General features: G+C 60.6%; 15 protein-coding genes. 5 read left to right on the forward strand and 10 right to left on the reverse strand.

The window, feature by feature from the left end:
• Nucleotides 1-337: 337 nt before the first annotated feature.
• Both FJ398_15830 and FJ398_15835 read right to left on the reverse strand, forming a co-directional pair.
• Nucleotides 338-1,771, reverse strand: a complete 1,434-nt coding sequence (locus tag FJ398_15830) for a DUF1501 domain-containing protein (protein MBM3839406.1) — start codon at nt 1,769-1,771, stop codon at nt 338-340.
• A gap of 68 nt (nt 1,772-1,839) precedes the next feature.
• Nucleotides 1,840-3,414 carry a geranylgeranyl reductase family protein gene (locus tag FJ398_15835; protein ID MBM3839407.1) on the reverse strand — a complete coding sequence of 525 codons (1,575 nt, stop codon included), beginning with the start codon at nt 3,412-3,414 and terminating at the stop codon, nt 1,840-1,842.
• Nucleotides 3,415-3,461: 47 nt separating this feature from the next.
• Between FJ398_15835 and FJ398_15840 the strand changes: the two genes are divergently transcribed.
• Entirely contained in the window at nt 3,462-4,256 is a 795-nt protein-coding gene (locus tag FJ398_15840; protein ID MBM3839408.1) for a prepilin-type N-terminal cleavage/methylation domain-containing protein, read from the forward strand.
• A 195-nt stretch (nt 4,257-4,451) separates the two neighbouring features.
• Here FJ398_15840 and FJ398_15845 read toward each other — a convergent pair whose 3' ends face one another.
• Both FJ398_15845 and FJ398_15850 read right to left on the reverse strand, forming a co-directional pair.
• On the reverse strand, nt 4,452-4,952 hold the full coding sequence (locus FJ398_15845; GenBank protein MBM3839409.1) for a DUF5060 domain-containing protein: 501 nt from the start codon (nt 4,950-4,952) through the stop codon (nt 4,452-4,454).
• 104 nt (nt 4,953-5,056) lie between these two features.
• On the reverse strand, nt 5,057-5,986 hold the full coding sequence (locus FJ398_15850) for a peptidylprolyl isomerase (GenBank protein ID MBM3839410.1): 930 nt from the start codon (nt 5,984-5,986) through the stop codon (nt 5,057-5,059).
• A gap of 269 nt (nt 5,987-6,255) precedes the next feature.
• Between FJ398_15850 and FJ398_15855 the strand changes: the two genes are divergently transcribed.
• Nucleotides 6,256-7,479: an MFS transporter gene (locus FJ398_15855; protein MBM3839411.1), complete on the forward strand. Its 1,224-nt coding sequence runs from the start codon at nt 6,256-6,258 to the stop codon at nt 7,477-7,479.
• 287 nt (nt 7,480-7,766) lie between these two features.
• The gene (locus tag FJ398_15860; GenBank protein ID MBM3839412.1) at nt 7,767-8,792 is read left to right on the forward strand and encodes a hypothetical protein; all 1,026 of its coding nucleotides are present in this window, start codon (nt 7,767-7,769) and stop codon (nt 8,790-8,792) included.
• Nucleotides 8,793-9,345: 553 nt separating this feature from the next.
• On the opposite strand, the gene FJ398_15865 is transcribed toward FJ398_15860, so the two are convergent.
• From FJ398_15865 to FJ398_15885, 5 genes are all read right to left on the reverse strand, one after another.
• On the reverse strand, nt 9,346-9,912 hold the full coding sequence (locus FJ398_15865) for a hypothetical protein (GenBank protein MBM3839413.1): 567 nt from the start codon (nt 9,910-9,912) through the stop codon (nt 9,346-9,348).
• Nucleotides 9,905-10,456: a hypothetical protein gene (locus FJ398_15870; protein MBM3839414.1), complete on the reverse strand. Its 552-nt coding sequence runs from the start codon at nt 10,454-10,456 to the stop codon at nt 9,905-9,907. The genes FJ398_15865 and FJ398_15870 overlap by 8 nt, the downstream gene beginning before the upstream one ends.
• Nucleotides 10,457-10,466: 10 nt before the next feature.
• Nucleotides 10,467-11,804 (reverse strand): adenylosuccinate lyase, encoded by a 1,338-nt coding sequence (locus FJ398_15875; GenBank protein MBM3839415.1) that lies wholly within the window; start codon nt 11,802-11,804, stop codon nt 10,467-10,469.
• Between the two features lie 166 nt (nt 11,805-11,970).
• Nucleotides 11,971-12,864 (reverse strand): rhomboid family intramembrane serine protease, encoded by an 894-nt coding sequence (locus FJ398_15880; protein MBM3839416.1) that lies wholly within the window; start codon nt 12,862-12,864, stop codon nt 11,971-11,973.
• 179 nt (nt 12,865-13,043) lie between these two features.
• On the reverse strand, nt 13,044-13,406 hold the full coding sequence (locus tag FJ398_15885; GenBank protein MBM3839417.1) for a hypothetical protein: 363 nt from the start codon (nt 13,404-13,406) through the stop codon (nt 13,044-13,046).
• 18 nt (nt 13,407-13,424) lie between these two features.
• Between FJ398_15885 and FJ398_15890 the strand changes: the two genes are divergently transcribed.
• Nucleotides 13,425-14,801: a DUF1501 domain-containing protein gene (locus FJ398_15890; protein MBM3839418.1), complete on the forward strand. Its 1,377-nt coding sequence runs from the start codon at nt 13,425-13,427 to the stop codon at nt 14,799-14,801.
• A 60-nt stretch (nt 14,802-14,861) separates the two neighbouring features.
• Nucleotides 14,862-17,369, forward strand: a complete 2,508-nt coding sequence (locus tag FJ398_15895) for a DUF1553 domain-containing protein (protein MBM3839419.1) — start codon at nt 14,862-14,864, stop codon at nt 17,367-17,369.
• On the opposite strand, the gene FJ398_15900 is transcribed toward FJ398_15895, so the two are convergent.
• Nucleotides 17,359-17,682 carry a PEP-CTERM sorting domain-containing protein gene (locus FJ398_15900; GenBank protein MBM3839420.1) on the reverse strand — a complete coding sequence of 108 codons (324 nt, stop codon included), beginning with the start codon at nt 17,680-17,682 and terminating at the stop codon, nt 17,359-17,361. The genes FJ398_15895 and FJ398_15900 overlap by 11 nt on opposite strands.
• Nucleotides 17,683-17,930: the final 248 nt, after the last annotated feature.

Consider the following 17,930-nt stretch of genomic DNA (forward strand, 5'->3'; position numbering starts at 1 on the left):
TTCCGATACCGCATCTCTCGGCTGTGCGGATCGTCGCGGAACTTCAAAGCGCGCAGCTGAGCGGGGGTCAGAGTTTCGGCATACCTGGCCAAATCCGTCGGCCCGCGAACGACCCCTTGGGCCAGGGCCATGACGATCAAGCAGACCAGCCCAGCCAGCGGATAGGCTAGCCTAGACTAAATGCGAATCTGCGCTCAAAGCGTGCCTTAAAAATGCCTCCTGGGTGGAACAGGCCACTGGCCTGTTGCGGCAGGCTACCAGCCTGCCGCCATCTTCGGCGGCAGGTTGCCGCCGAAAACGGGCTGGTAGCCCGTTCCACCCATTTTCAAAACACGCTCTAAGCGAGAATCTCGCGCACCACGCGGCCGGCGACGTCGGTCAATCGAAAATCCCGTCCCTGGAATCGGAAGGTCAGCCTTTCGTGGTCCATGCCGAGGCAGTGCAGGATCGTCGCTTGCAGGTCGTGGACGTGAACGGGGTCGTTCACGATATTGTAGCTGTAATCATCCGTTTCGCCGTAGGAGATTCCTGGCTTGATCCCGCCGCCCGCCAGCCACGTCGTGAAGCAGCGCGGATGATGGTCGCGGCCGTAATCGTCCGCCGTCAACCGCCCCTGGCAATAGACCGTGCGCCCAAACTCGCCGCCCCAAATCACAAGGGTGTCTTCAAGCAGGCCTCGTTGCTTCAAATCTCGGATCAACGCCGCGGAAGCCTGGTCCGTGTCCTTGCACTGGCCCTTGATCTGACTGGGCAGTTTCACGTGCTGATCCCAGCCGCGATGGAACAACTGGATGAACCGCACGCCGCGTTCGGCCAGGCGGCGCGCGAGGAGGCAATTGTAAGCAAAAGTCCCCGGCTTTCGCGCGTCCGGGCCGTACATCTCCAGGATGTGCGCCGGCTCTTTGGAAAGATCGGTCAACTCCGGCACCGACGATTGCATGCGGTAGGCCATCTCATACTGCGCGATGCGCGTCGTGATTTCCGGATCGCCGAACTCCTGAAAATTCATCTGGTTCAGCCGCGCCAGGTCGTCGAGGAAGCGGCGGCGCCGGCCCGAATCGAATCCGGGCGGGTTCGATAGAAAAAGAACCGGATCGCCGGTGGAGCGGAACTTCACACCCTGATGTTTGCTTGGCAGAAAGCCGCTGCCCCAGAGGCGGTCGTAGAGCGGTTGGTCGTTCGGGTTGCCCGTGCCTTGCGACACCATCGCAATGAAGGCGGGCAAATCCTGATTCTCGCTCCCCATTCCATAGGAAAGCCACGCGCCGATGCTCGGCCGGCCTGCGAGTTGGGCGCCCGTCTGGAAAAAAGTGATGGCCGGATCGTGATTGATTGCCTCCGTGTGCATCGATTTGACGAAACACAGCTCATCGGCAACTTGCGCCGTGTGCGGCATCAATTCGCTGATCCATGCGCCGCTTTTCCCGTGCCGCGCGAATCGGAAAAGCGACGGCGCAACCGGAAAGCTGCTTTGAGTGGCGGTCATGCCCGTGAGCCGCTGGCCGCGACGAATCGAGTCGGGTAGTTCCGTGCCGCGCCAGCCGGCGAGCTTCGGTTTGTAATCGAACAAATCCATTTGCGACGGCGCGCCGGACTGGAACAAATAGATGACGCGTTTCGCGGTCGGTTTGTAATGCGGGGAACCTGGCGACCCTCCAGTCGAAGCCGTGGCAGGATCAGGCGCTGCGAATAGTTTCTCATTCAGCAGGGAAGCCAGCGCCGCCACGCCGACCCCGGCGCCGGCACGCCCGAAGAAATGGCGGCGCGTCATGTGCAGGCGTCGGTTCTGAACCGGGTTGGATTCGGCGAAATTCATTCGCGGTTGGTTGCAGCAGCGCTTCAAGTATTCGCAGGGCTCCAGCGTGGGGCCGGCTTCAAAAGCTTCAAGTAATTTCCGATCTCGCCCAACAAGGCACGATAGGTCGTTTGGCCAGCGACAATGTCCGTCATTAAGTCACTGAGGGCAACGCCGTGCTTGCGAAACAACCAGGCTGTCAATCGCGGCTGCCGGTACAACATCCAGGCCAGGATTCGGCCCGCTTTGAGATCGGGAAGAATCTCCTGCGCAACAAGCGCACGGTATCGCGACGCCACTTCGCCCGGATCGAAGGCGGCTTCGGCCAGCGACTGTGCCGCGAGTTGACCGCTGCGGATGGCGTACGTGAGACCTTCCGCCGTGACGGGGTCCACCAGTCCCGCGGCATCCCCCGTCAAAAGCACGCGTCCGCGCGCGAAGGGACCTCGTCGCGGGGTGACCGGAATCACATACCCGTGACGCTCGATCTTTTCCGGTGCATGTAAGCCGAGGATGGCAAGGTAGCGCTCGAATGCTCCATGCAGATCGACTCGCCCGCGTTTCATGCTCAGCACGCCGATGGAGAGATGATGCTGTTTGGGGAACACCCAGGCGTAGCCGCTTGGGATCACCTCGAAATCGAATCGCGCGGCGCGATTCAACCGCTCGAAGTCGTGCGCCTTGACGAACACTTCGCACTCCAACGCGGGGATCAGATTCGGCAGGGCATCCCATCCGGTTTGCTTCGCCACGGCACTGTTCGCGCCATCGGCCGCCACGATAAACTCCGCCCAAAACTGGCCGTGGGTCGTATCAATCTCCACCCCACGGTCGAGCGAGCAAATCGATTTCAGCGCGCAACCCTGTTTCAGTTCAACGCCGGCGCGCTGTGCCGCGAGGGCAAGCTGGTGGTCGAGCGCCGAGCGCATGGTCATGCAAATGATCGAAGACTGGCGGCGCGCCACGAAGTGAAGACCCTGCCGCACGAAGTTCAATTCCGCGACGCAACACGCGCGCTCCACAGGAATCTCAGCATGATGCGCAAGAAGCTGACACGCGCGATTCACCAACCCGCCGCCGCAAGTTTTGTAGCGCGGCAGATACGTTTTCTCGATCAAAAGCACTTTGGCGCCCGCTCGCGCGAGGGCCAACGCTGCCGCCGAACCTGCCGGCCCGGCCCCGACGATAGCCACGTCGAACTTCCGGTGGGACGAACTGGTCACGCCGGAAGTCTCGCTCTTTTGTGAAGCCGAGTAAAGCCGGTCATGGGGACCACACGCGCCTCGCGTGTTTCGACCGGCGCCCTCGCCGGTCGAAATCGTGTAGAACACCGGTCTCCAAAGGTGTTTGCTCCACGCAAATGCCTGTGGTCGGCGGGAGGGCCGTATGTGATCAGCGGCCTTTTCCCGTAGCGCAGAGTTGTACTCTGCTGTATCGCCGATTTGCAATCGGCAGCGCTCCGACAAGTTCCAGGGCACTCGATCTGGTCGGAGCGCTTGAAGAATGCAATTCCGCGATCCGGCAGATTGAAAATCTGCGCTGCGGTAAACGCTTACAGTGTGCCGACGACCGCCCCAGGGCGCGTGCACTCCCCCTCGCGCTGAAACGCAAGAATTGATTTGTTGGCCAACTCGCTTCTGACTTTGTAGGCTCCGCCCCCATGCGAATGAATTGTTCGGATTGCAGTCGCCGTTCGGGCTTCACCTTGATCGAGTTGCTCGTGGTCATTGCGATCATTGCCATATTGGCGGCCATGCTGCTGCCGGCCTTGAGCCGATCCAAAGCCAAGGCTCAGGGGATTCTTTGCCTGAGTAACGCCAAACAGCTCACTCTGGCCTGGTCGATGTACACCGACGACCACGACGACTTTTTCGTCAACAATCACGGCCGCGACGAGACGCGCGCCACGCGCCAAAGCTGGGCCAACAACGTGCAGGATTGGACAGCCAGCCCGGACAACACAAATGTGCTTTTCCTGACCGAAGCGAAATTGTCTCCCTACCTGAGCCGCTCCGCCGCCGTGTTCAAATGCCCTTCCGATAAATCCGCCGCCGAATGCGGGCCGCGCATCCGGAGCATGTCCATGAACGCCATGGTCGGGCAAACCGGCACGCTGACGAACCGCTTCAACCCGACCTATCGCCAGTTCCTGAAACCCTCGGATTTGCTCAGCCCCGCGCTCACGTTCCTGTTCATCGACGAGCACCCGGACACCATAAACGACGGTTTCTTCGTCAATACTCTGGACGAATACAAATGGGGAAACCTTCCTGCCTCCTACCATAATGGCGCGTCGAGCTTGTCCTACACCGATGGCCACACCGAGGCGCGCCGGTGGAGCGTCGGAGGTCCTACGGGTACGATCCGGCCCGCGCGCCAGGGAGGTGTCGGCGGGATTTTCGACGCATCGCCGGCGACCGATTTTGAGTGGTTGAAGGAGCGGACGAGTGCGCGCCGTTAGGCACTTGCACAGCGCGGTAGGGACGCATTCTACTGCGTCCCCAATCAAACCTTGCGGCGGAGGACTGGAGGAAAGGAGACGGTGGCACACGCGCGACGTTTCGGGATTTCTCGTCGCCCGGTTTCGGTTCACCGGGCGCCTTGAGGAAGTCAGGGACGGGGTGGAACCCGTCCTTACCATGCGGTGGACGCATCCTTACCTTCGCCGGATCACCGCCAGCCAATCTTGAGTGGGTTCTTTTGCGCGCAAATTGCGGCCGGTTTTGTCGGTCGCGCCGATCTCAAACGAGCCCGTGCGTCCATCGATCGGGGAAACTCCCGCGCCGATGGTCTCTGGATTCAGGGCGACGTGTTTGCCTTTCACAAAAGAAGCGGTCCAGGCCCATTTGCCGGGTTTGTCGGGCGACAAATGGACGCGCCATTTGGCGCCGGACTTGGCGGAAGTGCTCGCCGCGTTGCCATCCGCCGCAAAATAGCCTGGCACCCGATATTCGGGCGAACTCGACGTGTGGCGAAACGTGACCGTGAGCCGATAGTCCGTGAACGGATTGGGATCGCGGTCCGTTTCCTGCGCCGCCGGTCCGTCGAAGGTGAGCGTGACTTTGTGCCATTGTTTGAGTTCGCCGGAGACCACCGGGTTATCCGCGGCTGCCAGCGAACTGGCGGTCAGCACAGACAGGAGAAGGATCTGTTTCATAGAGCTTAAAGCGAGAAGTTCATGATCGGGAATCTGCCGACGATTACCCGAAGGACTCGGAACCGTCCATGAGTTTTGAATACGCGCAGTAACGCCGTCACGCTTCAACGCTCTCTCTGGCCCTGCTGTCGCACTGGAATCGGCACGTTGGACAGCTCGATGCGGCCCGCCTGGGCGTGAAACCATTCCTCGCGGCGATTACGGCGTGATTCAACCAACTCGCGGAAAGTGGGCGTGTCCGTCCGCATCACTTCCAATTCGGCGCGTTCAGCCGGCGGCACGTCCGCGGCGACGCGGATGGATTTGATCGGCACGCGTTGTTCCGGTTTGTCGTAAAAGCCCATTGGACCCGGCCCGCGCGGCAACCCCGAGAGCCACTCCATCCCCTGCACCACGCGTCCGATCAGTGTGACGTTGCGATCCAGATGGCGCGGCGCGTGGCCGATGACCGCATAGAGCTCCGTGCCGCCGCCGCTGTCCGCAGGCGCGTCGCGTCCGGCGCCCACCATCCCATAGCAATGTGCCAACCACATCTTGCCGGCGCGCTTGTCTCGCGCGACAGGAAAGCCGCCCGAAAGACCAACCTCGCGCGCATACACATCGCCGTCGGGAAGACGCGTAAATGGAATTTTCCGATCGAGCGCGCGGTCGAACTCGGCGGGCAGGGTTTTCTGGGCGCTCTGAATTTTGCGGGCCAGTTCCGGTTTCTCCGCGTTGGGATCAGCCCATTGCACCACGTAGTTGTCCTGCACGCGGACAATGGCGAGTCCGTCGTAATAATGTTCCCGCGCCAGCGCCTTTACATTGGCGACATGGCGGGGAGCGAACGCCGGCGCCAGTTCGATGACGACGCGGCCGCTGCCCAATTCAAGGTAAAGTGTATTTTCTGGATCGAGCGCTCGCCAATCGGCAGGTGAGGAGGCGGCCACGATTTCGGCCATGGTGCGGGCTTTGTGTTTAGGGGAATCGGCCGCCATCGTGGCGGCGGTCAGCAGCGAGAGGACGCAATAGATCGCGAGCAAAGGTGTGGACATGTCATCAAGGTGGTGGAAGCTCGTGGAGGAATCCAGCTTCAAAAAAATCTGCGCTGAATCGTTGCTCCGGAGGATTGCACGCGATCCCACAACTGGGTTCGGCATCAATGACACTCAACCGTTTTTCCTCTCCTCCCTTTTGAGGAGCAGAGGGAGAAGAAACGGAATGCCATGCGGAAAGCTAATCTCTGCCGAACACCACCGGCGATCCATGCCCGCAGCGTCCAGGTCGAGCTTGTATTTTCCTGCCGCCCGTGTGTGCTGTGCGCGTGCGACCGTTATCGCGATGGGCGGAATACACCGAACTGGTAGCCTTGTTCTTCATCCATGCCGCAGCGTTGGGCATGTGGTTTGTGCCGTTGAGCACCGTGCTCGACGCACATGGTCTGAACGCGATCAAACCCTACGCGTTTGCCACGTCCGGCGTCGCGGCGTTTGTTTCGCCACTCATCTTTGGCGCGATGGCGGACCGTCATGCGCCGCCTGCTTTGGTGTTGCGCGGTCTGGCCGTAGCCACGGCGATTGCCCTGGCGCTGGCGGCCACCGCGATCAAATTCCACTGGCCTCCGCCGCTGGTGCTGGCGTTGATCCAGTTCCACGCGCTCTGTTCGGCGCCAACGTGGGGCATTTCGTCCACGATCGTTTTCGCCCGGCTGCAAGATGCCAAACGCGAGTTCGGTCCGATTCGAGCCATGGCGACCTTGGGATGGATGGCAGGATGCTGGCTCGTCAGCGCGCTTAATGCGGACTCTTCGCCGCTCGCCGGGTACAGCGGAGCTGTGACCTGGCTCGTCGTCGCCGCGTTTACCTTCCTGTTGCCGAGCGTGGAGCCTCCGAAATCAGATGCCCGGCTCCGGCTAAGCCAGCGCCTGGGGCTCGACGCGTTGACGCTCCTGAAGAATCACGATCATCGCGTCGTATTCATCACCGCCGCGCTTTTGAACATTCCTCTGGCGGCGTTTTATCCCTACACCCCGCCGTATCTGCGGTCGCTCGGACTCGATCATACCAGCGCCTGGATGACCCTCGGACAAATCACGGAAATCATCGCCATGTTCGCGCTGGCGCGGCTGCTCACGACGTGGCGGCTCAAATGGATCTTCGTCGCGGGTCTCGTGTTCGGCGTCGTGCGCTTCGCGCTGTGCGCGCTCAACGCGAAGCTCTGGATTCTGACCGGCGTCACGCTGCACGGATTCTCCTTCGCCTTGGTATTCATCACCGCGCAGATCTATGTGGACGAACGCATGGACCCGGCCTGGCGGGCCCGGGCTCAAGCGCTTTTGACCCTGATGGTGAGTGGCGCGGGAAATTTGATCGGTTATCTTGGCACGGGTTGGTGGTTCGCCGCTAACGCGGGTCCTGTCGGCACACAATGGTCCCTCTTTTGGGGCGGGCTCGCCGCGGCTGTGGCTGGCGTGCTGGTGTACTTCCTCGTGGCGTACCACGGAATCGGCAAAGGACTCAAACGTGCGAAGGAAGGGCAAAGCCCCTGAACTGAGTCTGAATCACCATGCTCTCGCCCATGAACGTGGTAGGGCGAGTCCGTCCCCGGCGAGCCGCGCGACGTGCGTGGAATACGTCCGAGTCGGCTCGCTGGGGACAGGCTCGGCCTACCGTCCGGTGCATGGGAAGCTCCCTTGGTCTGGGAACCGTGCGCTCGGTCCATGAACCTCTCACGACCCTTTTTGCCTCTTTTCGTTTCTTTCGGCCATTCGCTTCGTTGGGCAGAAATGCCGGGAAAGACTTCACAGATTCCCCTTGATCGCCCATACTCGCGCTCATGCCGGATCCGGAGATTGATCCACTCGACCCGCTCGAAACCGCGCCGTGGCGTCCGGCGCGCGAAGTGTTCCGCCGCCTCGATTACGAGCCGCTGGCATCGGCGGCGCTCGATGATTTCCAGCTTCGCGGCCGGCTCTGGGAACTGATCTATGCCCTGGCTGGCCGGCGGATTTATCTGCATCACACCGATCATTTGACCGACTGCAGACTCTATGCCTGGCTGGCGGATGAATGGCTGGATGAGGAGATGGCCGATATCCCGCCAGAATTGGAGTGGAACCACGATGTGGACGCGTCCGATTTCGACAACGGTCTGGATCCCGTCATCTGGCTGCGTTTTTTCGCAACGGAAAGTGAACGCAAAGAATTTGCCGCCGACCACAACCTGAAATCCGTGCCGGCGCACGAAGACCCTGCGTGCGACCGCGATCGCTGGTTGCCAGGCCCGCCCGGCATTCCGGAAGCTGCGGAGGACGATGACTCATTCCCGTTCGACGATGAGCCCGACGATGAATCCGACCCGCTCGGTTTGGAAAGAGCGGATGCGGAAATCCGCGCGGAAAAAGAACGCCAGCAAGAACTCGCCCGCGAAGCCAGCCAAACGCCCGGTGCTTGGGAGCGGCCCATCGACCGCCTTCAACGCGCCGGCGTTTCTTTCCTGCCGCCGGACGAATTAACCGACGAAACCATCCCCGCGAAGCTCTGGGAACTTCTGCACAATCTCGCCTGCCAGAGTTTCTATGTCCAAAACTCCAATCACATCAGCGACCGCGAACTCTATGCCGCGCTCTGGACGCGCGGTTTGCGTGACGAAGCGCTGCTGCCGGGCCGGTCCCGCACCGGCGGCTGGTTCCACGACTGCATCGGCAGCGGCAGCGACGAACACTCCCAGCTCTGGTTGCGCTTCCACGCCACGGACCAAGAACGCGCCGAGCACGCCCGGCGATGGCCCGACGATCCCATGCCGCCGCGCGAGAAGCCGCCGTTCAACCGCGACTGGCGACTTCCGAAAGGGCCGTTCTGATCGGGTTTCGCTTGCGGCATCTCGACTCCGATTTGTTTAAGAGCGTGTCCGAAAATTGCGCGGGGTCCTGCGGCGAGGGATTTTGGCTGTGGCCAAGGCGGCGAGGTCCGAGCATCCCCAACGCGGGCTGTAAGGACCGAGCCAACGCAGGCCGCGGCCAAAAGACCCGCCGCCCGGAGGGTTTTCGCGCCAAAGGCCGCCTGGCTTCGTTGCTCCTCAGTCGAAGATCCAGGGAGGATATTCTCCTTCGTTGCGCCTCGCCATCCGGCCTTTGGCGCGAAAACAGGACCCCGCGGAATTTTCGGACACGCTCTAAGTCGAGAAGCCGAGGTGCGACGGGGAGTACGATGTAGCGCAGGCTTTCCAGCCTGCGGGTTCAGGCGACTTTCCAGTCGCCCGAAGCGGAACTGGAAAGTTCCGCCACCCGCAGACAAGAATGTCTGCTCAACGCTCGCTTGCCTCCCATTGTTCGCGCCAACTTCATTCTCGGGTTGAACCGGCATTTTTCCGCTGAACACTCCCGGGCATTCCCTGCCCGCACGATCAGGGAGCTTCAGGCCTGGGATCGGAGGCGGCGAGCGATCTCGATCACTTTGGGCTGGGCGCTTTGGAACAGTTGCCGAATCTCCGGTACATCGGGCACCCGGGCACGGGAAAAGGCGGTCTGAAGTTGTTCACTCGTCAGACGCTCTTGTGAAAGCAGAAAACAAATGTCCGCCAGATCATCCTCATCGCCGCGCATCATCTTGGTCAACACCAAGTCCAGGGCTGAGGGCCGAAAAACAGAGAGCCGCCCCAGACCAAGAGACAGTCGTGCGCGCTTGTCGAGCCATTCAGGAGTCAGGATGATTTCCGATTCACGAAACAAGTGAGTGATGTAAAGGCCCTCCGGCTCGAGCTCGGCGTTCGTTCGTTGTTGAGCCTGCCAAAAATCGACGTTGTCGTCGCGCGCAGCCAGCCACTCCATGGAAAGGATCGCGTCCACATCGTGGGTCACCGCGAAAGTGGGCGGAGGATCGTTGAACCCAAGGGCCAGGGCGGCTCGTCCAAAAACTGTGATTTCCGTCGGTTGCGTGAGATGGCGGTCCAGCGTTTGGAGGATGCGCAACGGATTATTCATGGCGGGACAACCAGTCCGTTCGGGGCGGTCCTTCCCGCGTGATACCGCTGTAACTGACCAGACGCGTCCAGTGCGGCAAGGCGTCCGTGCGCGGCACTCGACGAGGAGGGAGTTGGTTTCTCAGATACGCCCACGGCTGCTGCTCCGGTGCGTATTTCTCTGCGATGCGCGCGATGTGAAGAAGAACCGGTTCGCAACGTTCCTGAATCGCCAAGCGACACAAACGAACCGCGTTCACGCGAGGAGAACTCAAGAACTGGCCAGCGACGCGGAGGTAGTCGAGGCGGTACTGATGTTCTTCCAGGCAAAGGGCGATACCGATTTCTTCATCGGAAATGGCCGGGTTGTCTGGCGGGAGTGAGGAGTCGAATTCTCGCTCGTAGTGGCTCGCTCCGCGTTGCACCGCAATTTTGAAAAGCCAGTCAGCGAGTCGGTCGCCCGCTCCGCTCTGCCGCGCCAGCCGGATCGCCAACCCGGAGACGTGGGCCGTATCGCCCAGGAGGCGGGCCAATGTGCGCCCAGGAGACTGTTCCTTGAGTTCCATGTTCTTCGGCTCAGGCCAGGCCGAGTTTCGCGAACCGGCTTCGCACTTCCTTGAAATGGAAGTCAAGCGAGCAAAGCTTTTCGAGTTCGCCGGGCTTGAAATGTTTCGCCACCTCGGGATCGGCTTTCAACTGCTCGACAAAATCCGCGTCGTCGCGGCCGGCGTGTTTCACTTCCCACGTCTTCATCGCGGCGCGTTGAACCAGTTCGTAGGCTTCCTCGCGCGTCAGCCCTTTGCGAATGAGGGCAAGCAGGACCGTCTGGCTGTTCCACATGCCCAGGCTCACGCTCAGGTTCTTTTTCATGTTCTCCGGGTAAACGTTCAGGCCGTCCATGAGCCGAATCAGCAAACCGAACATGTAATCCAGCAGCGTGCAGGAATCCGGAAAGATGATGCGCTCGACCGAGCTATGGCTGATGTCGCGTTCGTGCCAGAGCGCGACGTTTTCCAGCGCGGCGAGGGCGTTGGCGCGCAGCACCCGCGCAAGCCCGGTCAGGCGTTCCCAGGTAATGGGATTCCGCTTGTGCGGCATGGCGCTGCTGCCTTTTTGGCCTTTGGCGAATGGTTCTTCGGCTTCGAGAACCTCGGTGCGCTGCAGGTGGCGGAATTCCACGGCCCAACGTTCTATGCTGGCGCCGACCAACGCCAGGACGTTCATGAATTCGGCGTGGATATCGCGCTGGATCACTTGCGTGGCAATCGGCGCCGAACGAAGGCCCAGTTTCTCGCAAACATAAGTTTCGACCGCCGGTGAGAGGTGCGCGTTCGTGCCGACCGCGCCGCTGAGTTTCCCGACCGCCGCCGCCTCGCGCGCGCGCTTCAGGCGTTCCTCCGCGCGGCCAAATTCGTCAAACATGAGCGCCAGCTTCAAGCCGAACGTGGTCGGCTCGGCATGAATGCCGTGGCTGCGGCCAATGCACGGCGTGAGCAGGTGTTCCCGCGCGCGCCGGGCGATGGATTTTCGGAGCGCCTGCACGTCGGCAATCAAAATGTCTGCGCTCTGGACCATCTGCACCGCCAACGCCGTGTCGATGATGTCGCTGCTGGTGAGGCCGAAATGGAGCCAGCGGCTGGCGCGATCGTTGATTTTCTCGGCCAGGGCCGTGGTGAAGCCGATGACGTCGTGGTTGAGCGTCTTCTCCAGCTCCTTTTGACGTTCGACCAATCCCTTTAAGTCGCCGAAACAAGCGTCGGCGCCCGCTTTCATTTTGGCGAAATCCGGTTTCGGGACGACGCCTTCCTCGACGAGCGCTTCGCCGGTTAGCAGCTCGATTTGCAGCCAGATGCGGAGCTTGTTTTCATCCGTCCAGATGGACCGCATTTCCGGACGCGAGTAACGCGGAATCATGGGATCAATCTAGGAACCCATCGGGGATTTGGAAGGCGGAATTCGTCAAACGAGAAACGTAATGCGTAAAACGTAAAACACAATTGGCCATCCTCGAATCATCGCGCGGGAAGGGATAGCGCCAGACCACTCGCCGAGATGCCGCGATGACGCATTACGTTTTGCCCTACCGCTTCGCCATCTTCGCTCGGGCCGCTTCGAGAATCTTGCGTTCCCGCTCCGTCAGGCTCTGAATGCCGTGCGCGGAGATTTTGTCCAGAATCGGATCGACTTCCTTGCTGATGAAGTCGGCGGCGGAAAGATCTTCATCCTCCGCGAGGGGGGAGCGCTGCCAGAATGCGCGTTTGCTGGCCGGGGCTTTCACCAATTCCCGATTGGCGCGCCGGGGACGCAGCCGCCGCGCCTGCAGCCGCTCTGAAAGCAAATGCTCCCAATGCAGTCCGCGCCGAATGTAAGCGATGCCGCCGAGCAACCCGCCCAAATGGGCCGCGTGCGCAATACCCGGATCGGATGGAACCACCGTGAAGAACAGCGCAATGCCGACTGACGCGACGAGCAAATACCGGGCTCGCACCGGGATCACGAAAAAGAGAAGGATGGTCGCCTCTGGTTCCAGCGTGGCAAAGGCCGCCAGCAGGCCGCAGACGCCCGCCGAAGCGCCGAACACGGGCCACAAACCGAAGAATTGTGGCGCCACGAACGCCATTACCATGTGGAGCAGGCCGCCGAGCACGCCGCTCGTGAAATAGACTCCCAACATCCGAGGCGCGCCAAGCCGTTCTTCCACGAAGCGTCCAAAAAACCAGATGCCGATCAAGTTGAAGATCAGGTGCAACCCGCCCCTGTGAAGGAATTGAAAGGTAATGAACTGCCAGAAAAACCCTCGGCTGATCCCTCCGCGACTCAGCGCCAGGAAATCCTCGAAGGGTTTCCGGACGTAAACCGCATTGATTTGCTGGAAGGCAAACGCGATCGTGATGACAATCATCAACATCACGGACGCCGAGAGCCGCCGGCTTTGGTACGCCGGCTCGCGCATGTATGGGCGGTCGCCAATCACTGTGCGGTCAACTTAGTGGCACGCCCCGGAGTTTTCAATCGAGTTTTTGGTGTCGCCATAGCCCTCAGGAAGCGACGGCGGAGCGAGATTCTGCCGCGCTTTTCTTCGATGGCATTGGCTCGGCGGGAGTCCTCGCCCCACCTTACTGTGCAGTCCGTGGGATAAGCTACAGCGCTTGGTTATTGGACGCCGCGTTCCCCCTCACCCTGGCCCTCTCCCTCAGGGAGAGGGAACTGCGTCGGCGTATCGACCGATCCGCCACGCTCAGCTTGTCGGAGTGCGGCCAACGATTCTCCCTGCGGCTGCGATTCGTGATTGGGGTGAAAAATGTCCAAACGCCAGAGGCTGAGCGGCAGCTCCGCCCTACCGATGGCGCTCCAACGATGCGCTCGATACGCTGCGGCAAAAAACGTTGCAGAAACGGGCTTGCGGGAATATTTTTTGGAGGTCGTCCATCGCGCGCCCATCGGGTTCTCGGCCCGATTTGTTTGGTAGAACTTTTGGAAACCCGATTTCGGATGGCACGCCGCCAGAACGCTCATGCAAACATGTGACCTGTTATGCTCAAAGTAACCGGAAGAGGATCGATTACCACCTGTGACGGAATTACGCGCCGGGATTTCCTTCAAGTCGGGACGCTTGGCGCCCTTGGCCTCTCGCTGGCGGACCTGGCCGCGCTGCAGGCCGCCGGCGCGGTTGCCAAAGGAAATGACGAGCGTTCCGCCATCATGATCTTCAATTTGGGGGCGCCCAGCCAGTTGGACACCTTCGATTTGAAGCCGGACGCGCCCCGGGAAATCCGCGGCCCGTTCAATCCCATCCGCACCAAGAGCCCGGAGTTTGAAATCTCCGAGATGTTTCCGCTCCACGCGAAGGTGGCGGACAAGTTCTCGCTGGTTCGAAGCTGCTATCACACCGCCGCCGCCGTCCATGACACGGGGCATCAAATGATGCAGACGGGCCGATTGTTCACCGGCGGCATCAACACGCCGCACGCCGGCTGCGCGCTCACGTATCTGCGAGGACGCCGCAGCGAATTGCCCGCGCACGTCATCCTTCCGGAACCGATGGGACCCACCGGTGGAAACATGCCGCACGGACAAGACGGCGGATTTCTGGGCAAAGGATACGATCCGTTTGTGCTGAACACGGACCCATCCCAGTCTGATTTCAAAGTGCCGGACCTCTTGCCGCCGGCGGAAATCGGCGAAGCGCGCCTCCAGCGCCGGCGCGAACTCCGGAGCATCGTGGAAGATACCGTGAAGCGATTCGAGACCAGCGAAAACGCCAAACTCATGGACAGCAATTTCGAAGCGGCGTACCGGCTGATGACCAGCGACAAGGCCAGGGCCGCGTTCGATCTCAGTAAAGAACCGCCGAAAGTGCGCGAGCGCTACGGCATGACGCGCTTCGGACAATGTTGCCTGTTGGCACGGCGATTGATCGAAGCCGGGGTGCGCTTCGTCACCGTGAATACGTTCATCACGGTGTTTGACGAAATCACCTGGGATATTCATGGGTCCAAACCATTCACGTCAATCGCCGGCATGAAGGAAATCGTCGCGCCGATGTACGACCAGGGTTACAGCGCGTTAATCCAAGATCTTTACGACCGCGGCATGCTGGAAAACACCCTGGTCTGCAATCTGGCTGAGTTCGGACGGACGCCAAAGATCAATCCGGCCGGCGGACGCGATCATTGGCCGCAGTGCTGGACAGTTTATTTCGCGGGCGGTGGCGTCAAAGGCGGACGCGTCGTGGGCAAGAGCGACGACATCGGGGCTTACCCGGCCGAACGCCCGGTCAAGCCAGCCGAGGTGGTCGCCACGGTTTATCGCAGCCTTGGGCTGGATCTCGAGACGCATTTGCCCGGACCGAATGGCCGACCGTTTCCACTCGTGGATTTCGGCACGCAGCCGATCACCGAACTTTTCTGAATCGTGTCTGAAAGAATATTTCCCAATGTAGGGCAGGCTTCCAGCCTGCCCATTGCCTCGATGCTTGAAGACGCGGGAGCAAGCAGGCAGGATGCCTGCCCTACTTTCAGGCTTCTATGGTCGCTAGGTTTACTGTTCCACGCGATAAGCCAATCCAACGCGCTGGCTGGCGAGTCCGTGGTCCTGTTGCCACAAGAGATTACGCTAAACGGCCCGACGTCCTTTCACCAATTGATTGTCGAACGCGTCCTGGACGGGGCGTTCGTGGGGCAACTGACGAACGACCTGGCGTGGGTCTCAAGCGACACGCGCGTCGTGAGGATCGATGGTTCGACGGCTGTTCCCGTCGCCAACGGCGAGGCGAAAATCACGGTTCGCTCCGGTGATCGCTCGGCGGAAGCTCAGGTCAACGTTGCGAACATTGCGAAACCAGTCGAATGGAGCTTCCGCAACAACGTCCAGCCGATTCTCGCCAAAACCGGGTGCAGTTCCGGCGCGTGCCACGGCGCCGCCGCCGGCCAGAATGGCTTCCGGCTTTCGCTGCGCGGTTACGATGACGAAGGCGATCATCTATCGTTGACTCGCCACGCCTTTGGCCGGCGCATCATCTTCAGCGATCCGGGGCGAAGCTTGATGCTGCTGAAACCGACCGGCGCCGTCCCGCACAAGGGCGGCAAGCGTTTCGAAACCGATTCCCTGGAATATCGCATCCTCTCGGAATGGATCGCCGCCGGTGCGCCGCCGCCCAAACAAAACGAACCACGCATCGACCGGATCGAGATCCTCCCGGCGGCTGTTCGCCTCAAGCCAGGCACAACCCAGCAGTTAATCGTTCAAGCTCGCTTCACCGACGGCCACCTTGAGGACGTCACGCGCTGGGTGAAATACACGGATGCCAATTCTTCCGTCACCCAGGTGGATGAAACAGGAAATGTCAAAGTGATGGGTTACGGCGAAGGCGCGATCACCGCGTGGTACCTCAGCCGCATTGCGATTGCCACTGTGACGGTGCCGTATGAAAACGCGGTCGGGCCCGAGGTTTTCGCCCGGGCAACGAAACGCAATTTCATCGACGAACTCGTGCTCGAAAAGCTGCAGAGTTTGAATCTGCCGCCGTCACCGCGCGCTTCGGACGCCGAATTCCTCCGCCGCGCATTTCTCAACACTATCGGCGTGTTGCCGACCGCGCAGGAGGCGCGTGATTTTCTCGCCAGCTCGTTCTCCACGAAGCGGGATGAATTGATCGAGTCGCTGCTCCGCCGGCCAGAGTTCGCCGATTACTGGGCCTACAAATGGTCCGACCTCCTGCTCGTCAACAGCGACCGGCTCCGGCTCGCCGCGATGTGGTCCTATTACAATTGGATTCATCACAACGTCGCCGCGAATACGCCTTGGGACGTGATGGTCCGGCGCATCATCACCGCGAAGGGGAGCACGCTGGAGAACGGCGCCGCCAACTTCTACGTCCTGCACGAAGACCCGCCCGCGATGGCCGAAACCACCACGCAGGCGTTCCTGGGCATGTCGATCAATTGCGCGCGCTGCCACAATCATCCGATGGAGAAATGGACCAACGACGAATATTTCGGCATGGCCAATTTGTTCGCGCGCGTCCGGGCCAAAACCGGCGCCGCCGATGGCGAACGACTGATCTTCGCCGCGACTTCCGGAGACCTCAATCAGCCGCGCCGAGGACGTCCGCAACTGCCGCGTCCGCTCGATGGCCAGCCGCTCCCAATCGACTCCTCCGAAGACCGCCGCGAACACGTCGCGAATTGGCTCGTCTCGCCTGACAATCCCTACTTCAGCCGCGCCATTGCCAACCGGGTTTGGGCGAACTTCTTTGGTGTTGGCCTGGTCCAGCCGGTGGATGACCTCCGGGTGACCAATCCCGCCAGCAATGAGAAACTCCTCTCGGCCGCGGCGAGATTTCTCGCGGAGAACAAATTCGATCTCAAAGCGCTCATGCGCGCGATTCTTCAGTCCGAAACTTATCAGCGTTCGAGTCAGGCGCTGCCGGAAAACGCCGCCGACACGCGGTTTTACTCGCATTACTACCCGCGGCGTTTGATCGCCGAGGTGCTGCTGGACGCGTATTCGCAAGTCACTGGCGTGCCGACCGAATTTGTCACCGACCTGCGCAATGCGAACCGCGGGTTGGGCGACAAATACCCGTTCGGCTTCCGCGCGATTCAGCTTCCGGACACGCGAATTGCTTCTTACTTCCTGAAGAGCTTTGGCCGACCTGACCGCGAAAAAACTTGCGAATGCGAGCGCACCTCGGAGCCGACCATGGCTCAGGCCCTCCACATCGCCAACGGCGACACGATCAACCAGAAGCTGGCCGCCAAAGGCAATCGCCTCGAGAAGTTGCTCGCTGACAAGACGCCTCCTGAAAAGATTATCGAGGAAGCGTATCTCGGCGCGCTGTGCCGGTTCCCCACGGAGGCCGAAGAATCAAAACTGCTCAACGTGCTGAAAGTAGCGAATGAGAAAGATCAACGCGTCGTGGTCGAAGACCTTTACTGGGCACTCCTGAGCAGCAAGGAATTCCTGTTCAACCACTGAGACTCCCATCGCGAGGTCGGGGCCTGCGAAGGTTTTTGCGCAAGAACCGAGCGATGCCAGCCAGCGCAACCAGTAGCAGACTTTCCGGCTCAGGGATCGGTTCGGTGGAAAAGGCAATGTGGTCCAGATTTGCCTCCGGGAGAAAAAGGAACGGCGTTGTCGAAGTAGTAAACTCCAGCCGCACAGTTTGACCCGCGTAGCCGGAAATGTCTCCCACCCATCCTCTGCGCGGATCGCCGATCAACGGAATAAACGCGTCATTGACCGTCAAGCTCAGGCCGCTTCCGAAGAAAGAAATAGACTTCGCGTCCATCGGGATATCGCCGGCTTGTGCCAGCCTCCAACCACCGGTTTTGAGTGTAGTCAGGTCTTGAAAATCGACAAATCTGAGAGCGTACCTGCCCTCGGCTGGCTGAGGCCACCCATAGACTAGTACATCGTTTTTGTGACAAGTAAACAATCACGGCAGCGTCTCCAGGGCGGTAAAGTTGCTCCAACGATGGACCACTGGTGCCTGGTTGATTTCCGCGACGCCCCGCAGAATGCGCTCTTTCATCTCCT

It is taken from the genome of Verrucomicrobiota bacterium (assembly GCA_016871535.1).
Classification (GTDB): domain Bacteria; phylum Verrucomicrobiota; class Verrucomicrobiia; order Limisphaerales; family SIBE01; genus VHCZ01.